Source organism: Erwinia sp. 2186 (genome assembly GCF_057812255.1).
Map to the genome: position 1 here is coordinate 1,583,101 of NZ_CM173824.1, position 17,365 is coordinate 1,600,465.

A 17,365-nucleotide genomic window follows, 5' to 3' on the forward strand; every position below is an offset into this window, starting at 1 on the left:
CTTTATAGATTATTACGCACCGCACTCTAGTATGAGGTTGCCGGCTGAAAATTCGACGTTCAGCAAGCAGTGGCATAATAAGGCACATAACTAGAGGGTATTAAAATGAAACTTCGAGTTCTTTCCCTGATGGTCCCAGCGATGCTGATCGCCGGTTCAGCGGGCGCGGCTGAAATCTACAACAAAGATGGCAACAAACTTGACCTCTTCGGTAAAGTAGACGGTCTGCACTATTTCTCCGATAACGACGGTTCTGATGGCGACCAGTCTTATGTTCGCTTCGGTTTTAAAGGCGAAACCCAAATCAGCGATCAGCTGACCGGTTACGGCCAGTGGGAGTATCAGGCAGCGCTGAACACAGCTGAGTCTGAAGGGACAGCAAACAGCTTTACCCGTGTTGGCTTTGCAGGTGTGAAGTTCGGCGATGCCGGATCCTTCGACTACGGTCGTAACTACGGCGTAGCCTATGACATCGGCGCCTGGACTGACGTCCTGCCAGAGTTCGGTGGTGACACCTATGGCGCGGACAACTTTATGTTCCAGCGTTCTAACGGCCTGGCGACTTACCGTAACAACAACTTCTTTGGTCTGGTCGATGGCTGGAACTTTGCCGTTCAGTATCAGGGCAAAAATGACAGCGATACCGAATCTGCGACTGGCCGTGACGTACTGGGCGGAAATGGCGATGGCTATGGTCTGTCAACCACTTACGACCTGGGCGAAGGCTTTGGTATCGGTGCAGCAATGTTCAGTTCTGACCGTACCAATGAGCAGAATGGCGGCAGCGCAGCAACTCAGGACATTCTGGGTCGTGGTGACAAAGCAACGGCTTACACCGGCGGCCTGAAATATGATGCGAATAACATCTACCTGGCGGCGATGTACACCCGTTCACTGAACGCCACTCGCTTCGGTTCAAGCGGTTCTGATGCCTACGGTTATGCTAACACCGCGGACAACTGGGAACTGGTTGCTCAGTACCAATTTGACTTCGGTCTGCGTCCTTCCCTGGCGTTCGTTAGCTCACGCGGCAGCGACATCGAAGGTTACGGTTCTCAGAACCTGAAAAAATATGTTGATGTGGGCGCGACCTACTACTTCAACAAAAACATGTCTACCTATGTTGATTACCAAATCAACCTGCTGGATGACAACAACTTCACCGACGCAGCCGGCATTAACACCGATGACGTCGTGGCACTGGGTCTGGTTTACCAGTTCTAAGCTGTTTGGGGAGCGCAGGCCTCTGCGCTCCCTCGTTTACCATCCCTCGTATTCCGCTTCATCCCTTCTTTTATTCTCTTAATGGCTTGCGCGCTGATGACGGTGACGTGGACGATTGAGCTGTTTGACGTGCGTCTGCTTGTAATGCTTGTAGCCTGAAAAGATAATCAGCCCCAGACATACGGCAAGGAGTGCGTAATAAATCATGATATCTCCTTTGAAATCATTAAATGGCAGACGTTTATAGCCTGCGTACATCGCCTATCCTGGTGAGCATTTCACACAAGATCAAGTGAGTTTTCAGCGCAGTATAGGCCGTTTTGCTCATTTTTCGGTCCAATATTTAATACAGGTGTTGTGAGTTATATGAAGAAGAATTGGCTGTATTGTACTGGTCTGACAGCATTTATCCTGCTTTCGGGCTGTGACGATCATAACCAGAGTCGCGACAATTCGGCGATGGTGCTGGAAGGAAGCACAATGGGAACATTCTGGCGAATTAGCCTCGCTGGCGTGGCGCCAGAACGTAAAGCGAGCCTGCAAAAAGCGGTTCAGCAGCAGTTAGACGAGGACGATCGCCAGCTCTCAACCTGGAAAAATGACTCCGTTCTGTCGCGTTTTAATCAGTACCGCGGCAGCGATCCACAACCGGTGAGCGAAAACATGGCGGATATCGTCAGCCTTTCCCTGCGCATTGGGCGGAAAACCGCCGGCGCGATGGACATTACCGTGGGTCCGCTGGTCAATTTGTGGGGGTTCGGGCCGGATAAACAGCCGCTAAAAGAGCCGACTCAGGCGCAGATCGATGCGGCAAAAGCGCTGACGGGATTGCAGCATTTACGGGTGATCCAAAAAGCGGAAGGCGCTTATCTGCAAAAGGATTTGCCCGGCCTGTATGTTGATCTCTCAACCGTGGGAGAAGGTTTTGCCACCGATCATCTGGCCAGACTGATGGAGAAAGAGGGCATTAACAGCTACCTTGTTTCCGTGGGCGGCGCCGTGCTGACCCGGGGAAAAAATGCCCAGGGGCAGCCGTGGAAAGTGGCTATTCAGAAGCCCACCGATCGCGAAAATGCGGTGCAGGCGGTGGTCGATCTGCAGGGGCATGGCATCAGCACCTCCGGCAGCTACCGTAACTATTACGAGCTGAATGGCAAGCGCATCTCACATGTGATCGACCCCACGACCGGCCGGCCGATCCAGCACAAGCTGGTTTCTGCTACGGTTATTGCCACCACCGCGCTGGAGGCCGATGGCTGGGACACCGGACTGATGGTGTTGGGCGAAGAGAAGGCCAAAGCGCTGGCGCTGCGAGAAAATCTGGCGGTCTATCTGATAGAGAAGCAGGGCGAGGGTTTCAGTAGCTGGATGTCACCGCAGTTTAAGGCGTTTATCGTGCAACCGTAGGGCGACAGGCCTGAGGAATCAACATGCTGGATTTGTTTAGTGAAGAAGCACCGTGGGCCGAACCCCTGGCAGAGGGCGCGGTGATCCTGCGCCGACGGGCCAGAGAGGACGCCGGCGAACTGATGCGGTTAGTCGAAGAGGTTTCTGCCCGCAATCCGTTTCACCACCGGATTACGCCAGGTGGACACCGCATGTCGGTGGCGATGACCAACTGTGGGGATTTTGGCTGGTCAACGGATTCACGCGGCTATCAGTACAGCGAGCGCGATAATGCCAGCGGTCTGCGCTGGCCAGCGATGCCGGATCGTTTTCGCCAGCTGGCAAGAGAATGCGCTGACGAGGCGGGTTTTGCACAGTTCAATCCTGATGCCTGCCTGATCAACCGCTACGAGCCGGGGGCAAAATTAACCCTGCATCAGGATAAAGATGAACAGGACTTAAAGCAGCCGATTGTTTCGGTCTCGCTGGGGTTGCCGGCGGTGTTTCAGTTTGGTGGCTTCGATCGTGGCGACGCCACGCAACGGGTTCTGCTGGAGCATGGCGATATCGTGGTTTGGGGCGGTCCTTCACGTCTGCGTTTTCACGGCATATTGCCGCTGAAACCCGGAATACACCCCTTAACCGGCGCTTTTCGCTACAATCTGACCTTCCGGCGCGCTTTTCGGTAAGCGATCCGGAGTCAGATGAGAATTATTATTGATATCGTCTGGCGACTCATTAAACTGCACACTGCCTTATTGTTACCTGGATGGTGTCATGGAGTTGCTACGCGTTGTTTACCGGCAGTATCGCTGGCCGTTTATTTTGGTTATTGCTCTCAGCCTGCTCAGTGCCGCGCTGGGGATTGGACTGATCGCCTTTATTAATAAAGAGCTGATCGTCGCTCTGAACTCTTCTCTGCTGATATTGCCAGAATTTCTCGGACTGCTGCTGCTGCTGATGGCCGTTACGCTGGCCTCGCAACTGGCATTAACCGTGCTGGGACACCATTTCGTCTACCGCCTGCGCGGCGAGTTTATCAAACGTATTCTGGATACCCAGGTTGAACGCATCGAGCAGATCGGCAGCGCCCAGTTGTTAGCCGGGCTAACCAGCGATGTGCGGGCCATCACCATCGCCTTTGTCCGTCTGCCTGAGCTGATTCAGGGGATCATCCTGACCATCGGATCGGCGGCTTACCTCGCCTGGCTCTCGCCACAAATGCTGTTTGTCACCGCGGTGTGGGTTGCTATCACCATTATTGGCGGCTGGCTGCTGGTGTCGAAAGTGTACCGCCACATGGCCAAACTTCGTGATATTGAAGATAACCTCTACACCGATTTCCAGACCATTATAGAAGGGCGCAAAGAGCTGGCGTTAAACCGTCAGCGTGCCCAGCTAATTTATGAAACGGTCTATCAGGAAGATGCCCGTAATTATCGCCATCATATCGTGCGCGCCGATACCTTCCATTTGAGTGCGGTAAACTGGTCGAACATCATGATGCTGGGTGCCATTGGGCTGGTGTTCTTTATGGCCAACAGCCTCGGCTGGGCAAACACCGCCGTTGCGGCAACCTATTCACTGACCCTGCTGTTCCTGCGCACGCCACTGCTTTCTGCGGTGGGGGCGTTGCCGACACTGCTGACGGCTCAGGTGGCTTTTGACAAGCTGAACACCTTCCAACTTACGGCATACCATCCCGACTTTATTGTTTCTCAGGCTGCCAGCAACTGGAAGACGCTTGAACTGCGTAATCTGGTATTCCATTACGGTGAGCAGGGATTCGAGGTTGGGCCGATAAACATGACCCTGAAGCGCGGCGAGCTGGTATTCCTGATCGGCGGTAACGGCAGCGGAAAATCGACGCTGGCAATGTTACTGACCGGACTTTATCGCCCGGTATCCGGTCAGATCCTGTTAGATGGTGAAGAGATCGACGGCGCGAATAGGGAGAAGTACCGCAGCCTGTTCTCGGCGGTATTTACCGACGTCCATCTGTTTGACCGCTTGATCGATAATCAGGGACAGGCTGCCGATCCGGCCAAAGTTCAGGCCTGGCTGGCGCGTCTGCAAATGCAGGACAAAGTGAAGCTGGAAGGGAACAAAGTCCTGAACCTGAAGCTATCTAAAGGGCAAAGCAAGCGCCTGGCGCTGTTGCTGGCGACCGCTGAGCAGCGCGATATCCTGCTGCTGGACGAGTGGGCCGCCGATCAGGACCCGCATTTCCGCCGCATTTTCTACCGGGAGTTGCTGCCATGGCTGCAGGAGATGGGCAAAACCGTGTTTGCTATCAGCCATGATGACCACTATTTCCTGCACGCGGATCGCCTGCTGGAAATGCGTGAAGGTAAGCTCAGCGAGTTGACCGGCGAAGAGCGTGAACTGGCGACGCTGGATGCGGTGAAGCGCACGGATGTGGTGAGCTAGAGGTGGGAGTTGGCGTCAAGCAATAATCCAGCTCAGTAGCTGTTCTGCCTGCACCTCAACCTGACCGCTAAAGACTCTGCCAGCCGGGAAGTCGCTGGCAAATGAATCGGTCAGGCGCAGCTGTACCTGGCCGGTTGCCGGATGCAGAGCCGTGATCTCTGCGGCCCTGAAATCCATCGCCTGTCTGAGTAGCGGAAAAAGGGCCTTATACAGGCTCTCTTTAACCGAGAATGCCAGCGTCAGCGCGGTGGCGAAGGGCAATCCACTCTCCAGCAGCGTCTGTTTTTCCGCCGGCGACACAATCACACTGTGCATCTGTTCCGCGGTTTCCGCTGGCAGGATATTCTCGCAATCTACCCCCAAAAGAAGCCGATGCTCTGCTCTGGATAGCAGCACGGCGATGCTCTGATGGCTATGAGACAGCGAACCTGAAATGCCGACCGGCCACACCGGCGCGCGATCGCCGTCATTGGACAGTATCGCCGCCTCAATTCCCATCCGACTCAAAGCATTACGCACTATTACCCGGCTGGCGAGATATTCCGCCCGGCGTTTGCGCACCGCTTGAGTTAAATGCGTCGGGCTGGGGATATCACATGCGACAAATAACCGCTCATCAAAGCGGGAGAGATCGAAAGCCGCTTTTATCAGCACCGTCTCTGGCCGATCTGCTGGTGAGCAAAAACACACATCGGTAATAAAGCCATTGGATTCAGGCAAGGCAACAGGAATAAGGGGAACGCCACAAGGGATTGTCAGAAGGGGGAATGCGCTATGAGGTGTCACCGAATACCTAACCTGCTTATCTTTATAAAGCGTAATTTAAGCAGGTTAGATTCACGATAGCAAAAACTGACTACTCGTTAGACGGGATTGCGAAGTTTTTCAGGGAAACGACAAAGTGTTCGTTGCCGCGGGAGATTTTCGCACCCCGGTCGCACCAGTGGCTTGCCAGCCTGAAAAAGTCATCACTATCAATATCATACGCCAGCTCTACTTTATTGATGCCGGAGTGCAGCATCTCTTCTGCATCTTTAAAGTTTCTTGCTTTGATTATCGCCATTTTATTCACCCGGTATGTGGTGTTGGTTTTGCCATAAAAGTGTAGCGACAGCATATGTTAATCGTGTGACAGTTTTGTTTCAGTGTGCCGGATTGAGACTTTCGCCACGTATTGTGAAATGAAAGTCTCATCAAATCAGCCAGTTTACAATTTCAGGAACTGGCTGAAGGCCTGCTGATTATCAACCAAGTGGCAGGGAAAGGTGCTGTGGGATAATGGTTGGGCAACCAGCTTTCTGTCCCGTCCCCAGATATCTTCAGCCTGCGCAATCACCTTCATAATGTGTTCCGGGTTGTTAAATTCCGGCAGATCGTATTCGGTGTGAGAAATTGACGACATTTTCTCAGCGATACGCTGTGGCGTCATTATCCACGAGAAATGCCACCCACCTTGCTGAATAACCCGGGTATTCCATTTTAACCATCGCCACTTGAGCCAATTTTTTCTGATGGCCGAGCGCTTCACGTTCCGCAGCATCTCGGGCTGGCCGTCAAAGAAGTTGACCAGATTCTTGTAGCTCAGGGCTTTAGGTAGCTTGCACTGACGAGGCGTATCGTCGGTATTGAATACCTGCAGATTGAACTGATAATTATAGAAATTCTGGTAAATAGTGGTGCAGAGCTTGCTGCCACGAATGGTAGGAATGACCTGCGGATTAAAAATCTCGTCAACGTCAGAAATCAAAATCAGATCGTCAGGACGGGCTTGCTTCAGACCATCCATGATGGCATTACGCGTATCGGCTTCATTTTGCCAGGCATCCGCATGAGGAGGACGATCGAAAACAACATAGATGATTTTATCGGCAAATTCTGCGAATTTATCCCGGTCGAAATTGAGCGGTTTTGGCTTGCCGGTAAAGGTGTGTGTTGACTCAACGATAACAAACTTGTCGACGACGTCAGACAGGGTATGCAACCGTAACGACAAAAGCATATCTTCGTCATAATATAAAAAACAGTCGTAAATCATTCGCGTATTCAACCAGAGTAATTTGGATTTTGTTTATAATCAATAAGATGTAACCACTAACGACGTGATCTAAACATCAAAAAAGTAACCGTGGAATAAAGAGTAATGGTTAAATTTATTAGTTAACTCATTATTCAATATTTATATTTATAATGCCGTTAAATATTCTAGCAAAAATCACACATTAAGCGTGGTTATATTGCTAATTCATTCAAAAAATGAGCTGGAGCTGGCACATTCTGGAGTCAGGAGAAGAGGGGGGTATTGTGCAGGGTCACAGAAATGCAGGCAATAAAAAAGCAGCTATGGCTAGCTGCTTTGAAGGAGGTTTTGGTCGGCACGAGAGGATTTGAACCTCCGACCCCGGACACCCCATGACCGTGCGCTACCAGGCTGCGCTACGTGCCGACACGTGGGGTTAATACTACTCAAAACGACGTTGATTGCAAGTGGCCGGCTGTGTGAGTGCTATGAATTTAAACACCTTTATCGCTATTTAATGAGCGGGATCTTGTGGTGATAAACGAAGAACGTCATGTCCTGGAAGGTCAGCATTTCATCGGGTTCACCCAGCTGGTGCCGTATGGCGTCCAGTTTGCTGATGGCCTGGGTATCCGCTTCTGAGCTCTTCACCGCCGGGATGGCCACAAACTGGCGATCGGGAGATTTGCTCACGTAGTCGTCGGTCAACCATGACTTCATGGTTTGCAGGCGTACCGTATCGAAGAGGATCCGGTTATCCGTGGTGTCAAAGAGCACGGGGCTGATGTGGATCCTGCCGTCAGAAAGCCAGTTAACGTTGTTCGACAACTTCCAGTAGTCACCATAACCAAAGGTAAGATTATTTTTCTCAAGGAAGTTAATGTAATCATAGGTTTGCTGTTGCTGATCGTAAATCGGCGTTTTATTTTGCTGATAGGAATAGAGCGAAGAAGCGATAAACAGCGCGAAGACAATTACCACAGGCCACTTTTTAGAGAAAGCATATCCCAGCGCAGACAGGGCAATGGCAAAGCAGACGACGTTAACAAAGAATCTGGCGCTGATCTCGGCAGGGGAGTCGTAGCTGATAATGAAAGAAGAGACGATCGCCGCGATGGTTAGTAAACTAAAGCCAGCAACAAACACCGCTTCCTTGCCCTTTCGCAGACACAGCAAGAAAGAGTAAACAAACAGCACCACCCATACCAGCAGCGAAATAACATACGCGTAAGGGCTGTCAACGAACAGAATATTCAGGCTCTTACCCAGAATATGGATTGCCCACTCCGTGTTGACTCCCCACTGATCAAACGGCATCAGATGAAAACGCTGAATAGGTAAGCCGAACAGCCTTTGCACCACGTGGCTCATTGAAACAATAAAGCTGACGGCGAAAATGACCGGGATTTTCTTCTGCGGGCTACCTTTCCAGGCGAAATAAGCCTGTACCAGCAGCAGTGGCAGGAAATAGGTCGCCAATAACCACGGATCGGATATGGAAGCCAATAGCGCGATCAGGCTACAGACAACGGCCAGTGTCGTTGAATTTCTCTTCAGATTCAAAAAGCACAGGGCAAAGGTCAACACACCAAAGAAGTTGGTAGAGTAATGCGAGAAGGGGTGTGCAGCGAAGCCAAACGTATAGACGTAGGCAGGGAAAAGGATCAGGCTCAGTAAGGCTATAAGCGCAAACCAGCTCTTTTCAACAGTGTAGATAACCAGCGCCAACATGAACGCGGTCAGGCCGATGAACAATGAAGTCGATAACATCAGCGGCAATATGCCGTCGTTATTCATCAGCAGGAAGAAAACAAAATTTACCGGATAGGTGGTGAAGTACCAGTTATCTGGAGTAGGCGCCCAATCCCTGAATGCGGACAATCCTTCGGAAAGCAGTGCCCGCCAGACCAGTGAACTGTTGGCGCCATCAGGATCGATGGGGAAATAGCGTGAGGTCAGCAGGGTCGAAATAACTAAAGCTAATGCCAGCATGAACAGCAGAATGAGTAACTTTTTGAACCTGAATGTAGACATATATTTGACCTATAGATCCATTAAACACAGCGTATTGATTCGCCATTGCGACTTAAAAAGAGAAAATGCAGTCAATAAAAAAGCAGCTATTAGCAGCTGCTTTTTTCAAATTTTTGATCGCCTGTCAGTTAGCGATAAACCGCTTCTCTTCTGTCAGTACCTGCAGCAGCAGGCCCAACTGCGGTTTATGGTCTTTCAGGCGATGACCATTCTTATCCCACGCGGTGTAGCTACCGCTGTTATCCAACACCAGCGTCACGTCAGGGGTGGTGATCACCAGCTGGCGCTCGTTGGTGCTGGCTACCCAGTCATGGCGGCGCTGCGCTGCGAACAGATCTTCACCCTGAGAATAGTCAGCCGCAGGGGTGCTGACGTGCAACAGGCGCTGCATCAGCGTGGTCATAATATCCTGATGGTCGGTCAGCTTGTTCACCTGCTGCGCTGGCGTGTTCGGCCAGTGAACAATCAACGGCACCTGAAGATTCGCCCTATTGCCCAGACTGTCATCGCCATCCAACGCCACGCCATGCTCGGCGGTGATCACCACCACGGTTTTATCCAGCAGGCCTTTCTCCTGCAGCGTGGTCAGCACCTGCTGAATTTGCTTGTCCACATCGGCCGCAGTGCGGTTATAGCGGCGGGCAATATTCTTGCCGCCGTTGTCCGGGGTGTCGTTGCCATCCAGCGAAAGATAGGAGAACCACGGCGAGCTTTGTGATTTCTGTCCTTCAAGCCAGCGTTGCCATTGCGCGGTGGTCTGCGCATTCGACTGCGGCTGCGAAGGCGGCAACGAATAATCCGCTAAGAGCGCCTGACGGTATAACGGCGAGGCAAAGCCATCCGCGGCAAACAGGCCAAACTGATAGCCCTGTTTGCCCAGTGAATCCACCAGCGCAGAAGGAACGCGGTTGGAGAGCACGCCGTCCATATAGCTGGCGGAAATACCGTAAAACAGGCCAAATAATCCACTGTCTGCATTGTTGCCGGAGCTGTAATGCTGCGTGAAGCGGACGTTCTGCTGCGCAAATTGCGCCAGATGCGGCAGCGATTTGGCTATCGTCGACTCATTCAAACCGTCGACGGTGATAATCAGTAAATTACTGCCGGTGCCCTTATCGCGGAAGGTGATGTCGTTCAGCGGATAGGCCACGGACACCGCTTCAGGATTACCCTGTTGCACCAGACGGCGCTGATACTCCTGCGCATCCAGCAGACCGTGCTTCTCAAGGAAGCGCCGCGCGGTCATTGGATAGGACAACGGCAAATTGGAACGCTGCATGGTAATCGGGCGATAGAAGTTCGCGTCAGCCCAGATATACATCAGGTGGCTGGTAAAGAACGCCACAATAAACAGCACCGCCAGCGGCTTACCGAAACTGCGCCGGTTCAGGCTGCGCAGCTTCTGCCAGCTCCAGGTGGCAAACAGCATCTCTACCAGGAAAATAGCCGGCACGCTGATAAACATCAGCTGCCAGTCACGTGCCATCTCGGTCTGATCGGGATTGACCACCAGCTCCCACACCACCGGATTCAGGTGCAGGTGGAAGCGGTTAAAGACGGCACTGTCGATCAGGATCAGCGTCAGGCCAGCCGTGGCGATAATGGCCGAAAGGAAGCGCAGCAACCTCTGGGACATCACCACAAAGGTGAGCGGGAAGACGATCAGCAGATAGGCGGCAAAGACGATAAAGCTGAAGTGACCCATCCAACTGGTGAACGCATAAATGCGCCCGGCCAGCGAGGCTGGCCAGTCGGAGACAAACAGGTAACGGCTGCCAAGAATAAAGGCAAAGATGATATTAAAGAGGGCGAACCAATGCCCCCAGCTAATCATCTGGGAGACTTTCTCTCGGTAGCGCTGCCGATTGGTTACCATAACAGGGTCAGGATCATCAAATTAATGGGCTTTATCATCGCGCACGGAAGCCTGTAAGGCCTCGGCGAACGAGCGTGCCAGCGAGCGGCGTTGAGCCGGTGCCACGCTGGTATTTAACAAATTGGTGACCATATTTCCCAGTACCATCAGGGAAAGATCGGTCGGGGCCTTGTCTTTTTCAAGTACATGGGCCAGTTCAGCGAGGAGTTTCTCCACGCGGTCGTCACTGTAGCGAGATGATTGTGGCATAACGTCGAATTTATTGAGTATTAAAGGGCGGCATCTTACCGTAAAACCGGGATTTTTTCTGCACTTTTATCGTCAGTATCAGGTTAATGTTGTTGCCTGTTGATCGTAGCGACACTCGGTGATTGAATACGCGCCTACGTTAAAAGGAGAGTCTACCATGAGTCTGGATATCGAGCAGATTGCCCTCCACCAGCTGATCAAGCGCGATGAACAGACGCTTGAGCTGGTGCTGCGCGAATCGCTGCTGCCTGCCAATGCGCCCGTCACCGAAATGATGGAAGAGTTGCACCGCGTTTACAGCGCCAAGAGCAAGGCTTATGGCCTGTTTAATGAAGAGAGCGAACTGGCGGATGCGTTGCGTAACTGCCGCAAAGGCGAAGACGATTTTCTGGCTTTCAGCCGGGCAGCCACCGGTCGCCTGCGTGATGAGCTGGCCAAATACCCGTTCGCTGAAGGCGGCATCGTGCTGTTCGGCCATTATCGCTATCTGGCGGTAGAGTATTTGCTGGTTGCCGTGTTGAACAGCCAGAACAGTATGCGCGTCAATGAAGCGCTGGATATCAGCAGCACCCATTATCTTGATATCAATCATGCGGATATCGTTGCACGCATCGATTTGACGGAATGGGAAACCAATCCGGAATCCACCCGCTACCTGACCTTCCTGCGGGGGCGCGTGGGCCGCAAAGTTTCCGACTTCTTTATGGATTTCCTCGGTGCCAGCGTCGGTCTGGATACCAAAGCGCAAAACCGGGGTCTGTTGCAGGCGGTTGATGACTACTGTTCTGAGGCCAGCCTCGATAAAAACGAGCGGCAGAACTACCGTCAGCAGGTGCACAGCTATTGCAGCGAGCAGTTAAAAGCCGGTGAAGAGATCGAGCTGGAAGGCTTGTCCAACGAGCTGGCGCCGCTGGGCGAGAAAACTTTCCAGGCGTTCACTCAGGAGCAGGGTTACGAGCTGGAAGAGAGCTTCCCGGCCGATCGCGGTACGCTGCGTCAGCTGACCAAGTTCGCCGGAAGCGGCGGCGGAATGACGCTGAACTTCGATGCATTGCTGTTAGGCGAACGTATTTTTTGGGATCCGGCGACCGACACGCTGACCATTAAAGGCACGCCACCAAACCTGCGCGACCAGCTGCAGCGTCGGAGCAGCGGCGGTTAAGGCAAAAAAAAACGCCGCATAAGCGGCGTTTTCTTCAAACGATTTCGGTCAGGCGATTAAGCGCGAACGAAGTCGATGTGGTGCAGTTTTGGCTTGAACGGGTGACGCTGAACAGCCTGCACTTTTACTTTTTCTTCTTTACCGTTGACGACCAGGGTCAGAACCTCAGTGTAGAAACCAGGCTTAGCCTGGATGTTCATTACTGAGTCGTGATCCAGTTCGATAGCTATTGGTGCAACTTCACCGCCATAGATGATGGCTGGGAATTTGTTAGCTACACGCAGGCGGCGGCTCGCACCCTTGCCCTGCTCTTTACGTTCTTCAACATTGATAGTGAACATTGTTCAATCTCTTTATCTGATGATCCTGTTACAGGCGACCCAGCAACAGGTTGGAGTGTTCAACTTTTGCATTAGCAAAAGCGGGGCGAAGTATAGCCCAACTAAGGCTGTGCGGGCAATGTATTAAAGCGGGTGCATTAACGAAGTTCGTTGGCGCGGCGGTAGCGGCCCTGATAATCGAACATCTTCTCGCGGATCTGCCAGTAATGACGCTGCTTGCGGGCCACCACAAAGTCCGGCTGGCGCAGCAGCGGCTGCAGGGCGACGATATCCGCAGCGGTTTTCCAGCCGAGCGGCACGCCCGGCGCACGCTGGTGCGGACGCAGGAAAATCTGCTCGAAGGCGGTTCGTTGCGCCGGCGTGGTGAGTCGGAACCGCTCGCTGACTTCCGTTGCCTCTTCATCGTAATAGCGCGCCTTCAGCCATTCTCCCTTCTCATCGGCACCGCTTTCCAGCACCATCGCGGCACACCGCAGCACCAGCGCATCCTTCAGTTTCAGCGCCGCCTTCAGCATATCGTCGGGATCGACGAGGGTCGCGTCACACTGGTGACATCTTCGCGCGGCAATATCGTTTTCGGCATTACAGTGCGGACAGCTTTTAAAACGGAAGCGGAAATCGCACTGTTCGCGTTCGCCGTCATCGTCTTCCAGCACGCCCTGACAGCGGCGGCCAAAATGCTCGATGATGGTGCCATCGGCGGTGGTTTTTCCCCAGAAGGTATTGGCAAAGCCGCAGGCAGGGCAAAACACCTGCACCGGCTGGTTATCGCTTTTGCCTTTCGGCGCGCCGACTTCCGGGGTGAAAATATCGTGGGGATTGCCGGCATAATCGAGGATCAGGCAGTCGGTTTTTCCTGGGGACAGGCGCAATCCCCGTCCGACGATTTGCTGATAGAGGCTGACCGATTCCGTCGGCCGCAGGATGGCGATCAGATCGACATGCGGGGCATCGAAACCGGTGGTCAGCACCGCAACGTTGACCATATAACGCAGTTCGCGGGCTTTAAATGCGGTAATCAGCGCATCGCGCTCGGGGCCGGGCGTTCCGGCGCTGATCAGCGCTTTACTGCCGGGCAGCAGGCCCAGCACCTCTTTCGCATGTTCAACCGTTGAGGCAAAAATCATTACGCCCTGGCGATCCTGCGCGAACTCGACGATCTGCTGAATGATATGCGGGGTGATGCGCTGTTGCTGCTTCAGTTCCCGGTTGAGATCGGCTTCGCTGAACAGGCCATTCTCGTTAGCGGTCAAACGGCTGAAATCGTATTGCACCACCGGCATATCCAGCCGTTCAGGCGGCACCAGAAAGCCATGCTTAATCATATAGCGCAGCGGCAGTTCATAGATGCAGTCGCGGAACAGCGCGCGTTCGTTGCCGCGCACCATACCGTGGTAATGGAACTGGTAAATCCAGCCTTTGCCGAGCCGGTAGGGTGTAGCGGTCAGGCCCAGCAGACGAAGGTGAGGATTGCGCTGGCGCAGATGCGCGAGGATTTGCTGATACTGGCTGTCGTCGGCATCGCTGATGCGGTGACATTCATCGACGATCAGCAGGGTGAATTCCGCATCGAACTGCGCCAGATTGCGTGCCACGGACTGCACGCTGCCAAAGACCACTTTGCTGCGGCTCTCTTTGCGTTGCAGCCCGGCGGCAAAGATATCGGCTTCCAGACCGTAAGCCTGATATTTGCTGTGATTTTGCGCCACCAGCTCTTTCACATGCGCGAGAACCAACACCCGACCTTTTGCCAGACGGGCAAGTTCAGCAATCACCAGGCTTTTGCCCGCACCGGTGGGCAGCACGATAACAGCGGGCTGATGGGAGCGACGGAAGTAGCTGAGCGTGGCATCAACCGCTTCCTGTTGATAAGGGCGTAGGGTAAACGACATGAATTTTCAGGCAATCTGGGAGCAAAACCGCATTATGCCACGAAAGCAGCATTGATGCCTGTCAGCCTCTGTGCCTGAGGCCTAACTCCCGATATACTGTGGGTTCATTTCGAGATTCTCTCTTCAAACGTGCCGGTTAGCGGTGCGTCGGTTTCATTCTCATTTAAACAGGCAGTGCAGATTTAATGCGACTTGATAAATTTTTGTCTCAGCAACTGGAAATCAGCCGGGCGATTGCCCTTCGTGAGCTGCGGGCTCATAAAGTCACCGTAGACGGGGAAGTGGTCAGGCAGGGAGCCTTCAAGCTCAAGCCGGAAAACCAGGTAGAATATGACGGTAATCCGCTGCACCTGCAGTTCGGCCCGCGCTACTTTATGCTGAACAAGCCACAAGGCTACGTCTGCTCTACTGACGATCCGGATCATCCTACCGTGCTGTATTTCCTCGAAGAGCCCACCGCCTACAAACTGCATGCGGCAGGGCGACTGGACATCGATACCACCGGCCTGGTACTGATGACCGATGACGGTCAGTGGTCACACCGGATTACTTCTCCTCGCCATCATTGCGAAAAAACCTACCTGGTAACGCTGGAGTCACCGCTTGCCGATGACACCGCCGCGCAGTTCACGGCGGGTGTACAGCTGCACAACGAGAAAGACCTGACCAAACCCGCCACGCTGGAAGTGGTCAGCGAGTGCCAGGTGCGTCTCACCATCAGCGAAGGACGTTATCACCAGGTGAAACGGATGTTTGCAGCGGTGGGTAACCACGTTGTGGCATTACACCGTGAGCGTATTGGTGCCATCTTGATGGATGAAGATTTGGGAGAAGGGGAATATCGCCCACTGACGGCAGAAGAAATTGCCAGTGTGGTCGTTCCCCGCTAATAACATTTAAAGAGCAAACCGGAAGTGAGGAGCAATGAGGGTGCGTAAGGACAAGAACTCATCAGTGGGACTGGTGGTGATCCTCGGCCTGTTGGCCATGTTAATGCCGTTGTCGATTGATATGTATCTGCCTGCGCTACCGCAAATTGCTCGTGAATTCGGGGTGTCGGCAGGCAGCGTGCAGATGACGCTGAATATCTACATTCTTGGATTTGCCCTGGGTCAGCTAATTTATGGCCCGCTGGCCGACAGCTTTGGCCGCAAACCGGTGATTGCCGCCGGCACGCTGATTTTTGCCGTCGCGGCCGCGGCCTGTGCGATGTCGCAAACCATCGACCAGCTGATCTTTATGCGCCTGTTGCATGGCCTGTCGGCGGCGGCCGGGAGCGTGGTGATCAGTGCGTTAATGCGTGATACCTACTCGAAAGAGGAGTTTTCACGCATGATGTCGTTTGTGATGCTGGTGACCACTATCGCCCCGCTGATGGCGCCGATTGTCGGTGGCTGGCTGCTGTTGCTGTGGAGCTGGCACGCCATTTTCTGGACCATCTCCGGCGCGGCTGTCATCACCACCGTGCTGGTGGTCACGCAGATTAAAGAGACGCTTCCCAAAGATAAGCGGCAAAAATTCCATCTGCGCACCACGATGGGTAACTTCCTGTCGCTGTTCCGCCATAAGCGGGTATTCAGCTATATGCTGGCCAGCGGCTTCTCGTTTGCCGGGCTGTTCTCTTTCCTTAATGCCGGGCCGTTTGTCTATATTGAGCTGAACCACATCACGCCGCAGGATTTTGGCTACTACTTTGCGCTTAACGTGGTGTTCCTGTTCCTGATGACCCTGCTGAACAGCCGTTCGGTGCGCCGTTTCGGCCCGCTGGCGATGTTCCGCTTCGGGCTGCTGGTGCAGTTCACCATGGCGGTGTGGATGGTGATCGTCAGTGCGCTTAACCTTGGCTTCCTGCCTCTGGTGTTTGGCGTGGCAATGTTTATCGGCTGCGTGGCGATGGTGTCATCGAATGCAATGGCGGTGATCCTCGAAGAGTTTCCGCATATGGCGGGTACCGCGTCTTCACTGGCCGGGACGTTACGCTTTGGTGTCGGTGCGCTGGTGGGGGCGTTGCTTTCCACGCTGTCATTCCAGAGCGCCTGGCCAATGGTGGGATCTATCTTTATCTGCGCGACCCTGTCCATCCTGCTGTTCATCTACGCCACCCGTCCACGTAAGGGCGCGGCTGCCTGATACCGACTGTGCGTCGCAAGGCGCACAGCTTATTCCCTGTCACATCCCTTCTTTCCAGACCTTGCCTGAATGCTTTACCCGCACTAATGTTATAGATATGTGAAAATAACCCAACGAAAAGTTACCTTCATGCAACAAAAGGGGTTGTTATCACGCCGTTAACGCGGTAAATATAACGTTAAAATGAGAGGTACTTCTCAAAAATAAGCCATTCTCATGGCAACGTTTACGGCTTTGGCCGCTGGAAGACTGCAGTACCGGTCTGGGGAGTTCGGGTGAATACGTTACAACATTCGGTGGTACACCGTTTACCGCAAAGTTATCGTTGGGGCGCAGGGCCAACCGGCACCTGTGTCGAACCGCTTATTCTTAACAGCATCACTGCCGATGACGATCTGGTCGGTCTGACGCTGCTCAGCCATCAGGGCGCGCAGGCGTGGGACATTATGCAGATGATTAAAGACGCGCTGGCTGAAATCCAGCTCGATTGTGCCGTGGTGGAGTGGGGAGGGGAACCTTGCCTGTTTGTCTCACGTCATGATGAGTGCACCACCACCTGTCGCCTGAAAAACTTCGGCGTGGGCATTGCAGAAACCCTTAAAGACTCTTCTGCCTGAACGTATC

General features: G+C 53.3%; 17 protein-coding genes and 1 tRNA gene. 8 read left to right on the forward strand and 10 right to left on the reverse strand.

Annotated elements, in window-relative coordinates; all coding sequences use genetic code 11:
• The first annotated feature begins 105 nt into the window (after positions 1 to 105).
• The gene (ompC, locus tag ACXKZG_RS07190; protein WP_041692069.1) at positions 106 to 1,224 is read left to right on the forward strand and encodes a porin OmpC; all 1,119 of its coding nucleotides are present in this window, start codon (positions 106 to 108) and stop codon (positions 1,222 to 1,224) included.
• Between the two features lie 78 nt (positions 1,225 to 1,302).
• Here ompC and ACXKZG_RS07195 read toward each other — a convergent pair whose 3' ends face one another.
• Positions 1,303 to 1,431: a hypothetical protein gene (locus tag ACXKZG_RS07195; RefSeq protein ID WP_256372240.1), complete on the reverse strand. Its 129-nt coding sequence runs from the start codon at positions 1,429 to 1,431 to the stop codon at positions 1,303 to 1,305.
• A gap of 159 nt (positions 1,432 to 1,590) precedes the next feature.
• Here ACXKZG_RS07195 and apbE point away from each other — a divergent pair, with 159 nt between their 5' ends.
• From apbE to ACXKZG_RS07210, 3 genes are all read left to right on the forward strand, one after another.
• Positions 1,591 to 2,631, forward strand: coding sequence for an FAD:protein FMN transferase ApbE (apbE, locus tag ACXKZG_RS07200; RefSeq protein ID WP_488875904.1), 1,041 nt, complete (start codon positions 1,591 to 1,593; stop codon positions 2,629 to 2,631).
• A 23-nt stretch (positions 2,632 to 2,654) separates the two neighbouring features.
• On the forward strand, positions 2,655 to 3,299 hold the full coding sequence (gene alkB / locus ACXKZG_RS07205) for a DNA oxidative demethylase AlkB (protein WP_134824602.1): 645 nt from the start codon (positions 2,655 to 2,657) through the stop codon (positions 3,297 to 3,299).
• 88 nt (positions 3,300 to 3,387) lie between these two features.
• Positions 3,388 to 5,040: a multidrug ABC transporter permease/ATP-binding protein gene (locus tag ACXKZG_RS07210; protein ID WP_488875905.1), complete on the forward strand. Its 1,653-nt coding sequence runs from the start codon at positions 3,388 to 3,390 to the stop codon at positions 5,038 to 5,040.
• A 15-nt stretch (positions 5,041 to 5,055) separates the two neighbouring features.
• Here ACXKZG_RS07210 and ACXKZG_RS07215 read toward each other — a convergent pair whose 3' ends face one another.
• The 7 genes from ACXKZG_RS07215 to ACXKZG_RS07245 form a co-directional block, all read right to left on the reverse strand.
• The gene (locus tag ACXKZG_RS07215) at positions 5,056 to 5,694 is read right to left on the reverse strand and encodes a 4'-phosphopantetheinyl transferase family protein (RefSeq protein ID WP_488875906.1); all 639 of its coding nucleotides are present in this window, start codon (positions 5,692 to 5,694) and stop codon (positions 5,056 to 5,058) included.
• A gap of 202 nt (positions 5,695 to 5,896) precedes the next feature.
• The gene (locus ACXKZG_RS07220) at positions 5,897 to 6,103 is read right to left on the reverse strand and encodes a hypothetical protein (RefSeq protein WP_053144630.1); all 207 of its coding nucleotides are present in this window, start codon (positions 6,101 to 6,103) and stop codon (positions 5,897 to 5,899) included.
• Positions 6,104 to 6,247: 144 nt separating this feature from the next.
• Positions 6,248 to 7,075, reverse strand: coding sequence for a glycosyltransferase family 17 protein (locus ACXKZG_RS07225; protein WP_134824599.1), 828 nt, complete (start codon positions 7,073 to 7,075; stop codon positions 6,248 to 6,250).
• 331 nt (positions 7,076 to 7,406) lie between these two features.
• Positions 7,407 to 7,483 (reverse strand) — tRNA-Pro (locus tag ACXKZG_RS07230).
• Positions 7,484 to 7,567: 84 nt separating this feature from the next.
• Positions 7,568 to 9,049, reverse strand: a complete 1,482-nt coding sequence (locus ACXKZG_RS07235) for a hypothetical protein (protein ID WP_488875907.1) — start codon at positions 9,047 to 9,049, stop codon at positions 7,568 to 7,570.
• Between the two features lie 166 nt (positions 9,050 to 9,215).
• Complete coding sequence (gene yejM / locus ACXKZG_RS07240) at positions 9,216 to 10,967, reverse strand: LPS biosynthesis-modulating metalloenzyme YejM (protein ID WP_488875908.1); 1,752 nt, start codon at positions 10,965 to 10,967, stop codon at positions 9,216 to 9,218.
• 21 nt (positions 10,968 to 10,988) lie between these two features.
• Positions 10,989 to 11,216 carry a YejL family protein gene (locus ACXKZG_RS07245; protein WP_013203037.1) on the reverse strand — a complete coding sequence of 76 codons (228 nt, stop codon included), beginning with the start codon at positions 11,214 to 11,216 and terminating at the stop codon, positions 10,989 to 10,991.
• Between the two features lie 157 nt (positions 11,217 to 11,373).
• Between ACXKZG_RS07245 and yejK the strand changes: the two genes are divergently transcribed.
• Positions 11,374 to 12,378: a nucleoid-associated protein YejK gene (gene yejK / locus ACXKZG_RS07250; protein ID WP_013203036.1), complete on the forward strand. Its 1,005-nt coding sequence runs from the start codon at positions 11,374 to 11,376 to the stop codon at positions 12,376 to 12,378.
• Positions 12,379 to 12,434: 56 nt separating this feature from the next.
• On the opposite strand, the gene rplY is transcribed toward yejK, so the two are convergent.
• Both rplY and radD read right to left on the reverse strand, forming a co-directional pair.
• Positions 12,435 to 12,719, reverse strand: coding sequence for a 50S ribosomal protein L25 (gene rplY, locus ACXKZG_RS07255; protein WP_488875909.1), 285 nt, complete (start codon positions 12,717 to 12,719; stop codon positions 12,435 to 12,437).
• Positions 12,720 to 12,856: 137 nt separating this feature from the next.
• Positions 12,857 to 14,611: a DNA repair helicase RadD gene (gene radD, locus ACXKZG_RS07260; RefSeq protein ID WP_488875910.1), complete on the reverse strand. Its 1,755-nt coding sequence runs from the start codon at positions 14,609 to 14,611 to the stop codon at positions 12,857 to 12,859.
• A gap of 185 nt (positions 14,612 to 14,796) precedes the next feature.
• Between radD and rsuA the strand changes: the two genes are divergently transcribed.
• From rsuA to ACXKZG_RS07275, 3 genes are all read left to right on the forward strand, one after another.
• Positions 14,797 to 15,501 (forward strand): 16S rRNA pseudouridine(516) synthase RsuA, encoded by a 705-nt coding sequence (gene rsuA / locus ACXKZG_RS07265; RefSeq protein WP_488875911.1) that lies wholly within the window; start codon positions 14,797 to 14,799, stop codon positions 15,499 to 15,501.
• 40 nt (positions 15,502 to 15,541) lie between these two features.
• Positions 15,542 to 16,741 carry a Bcr/CflA family multidrug efflux MFS transporter gene (locus ACXKZG_RS07270; RefSeq protein WP_013203032.1) on the forward strand — a complete coding sequence of 400 codons (1,200 nt, stop codon included), beginning with the start codon at positions 15,542 to 15,544 and terminating at the stop codon, positions 16,739 to 16,741.
• Positions 16,742 to 17,016: 275 nt separating this feature from the next.
• Positions 17,017 to 17,358, forward strand: coding sequence for a YejG family protein (locus ACXKZG_RS07275; RefSeq protein WP_013203031.1), 342 nt, complete (start codon positions 17,017 to 17,019; stop codon positions 17,356 to 17,358).
• Positions 17,359 to 17,365: the final 7 nt, after the last annotated feature.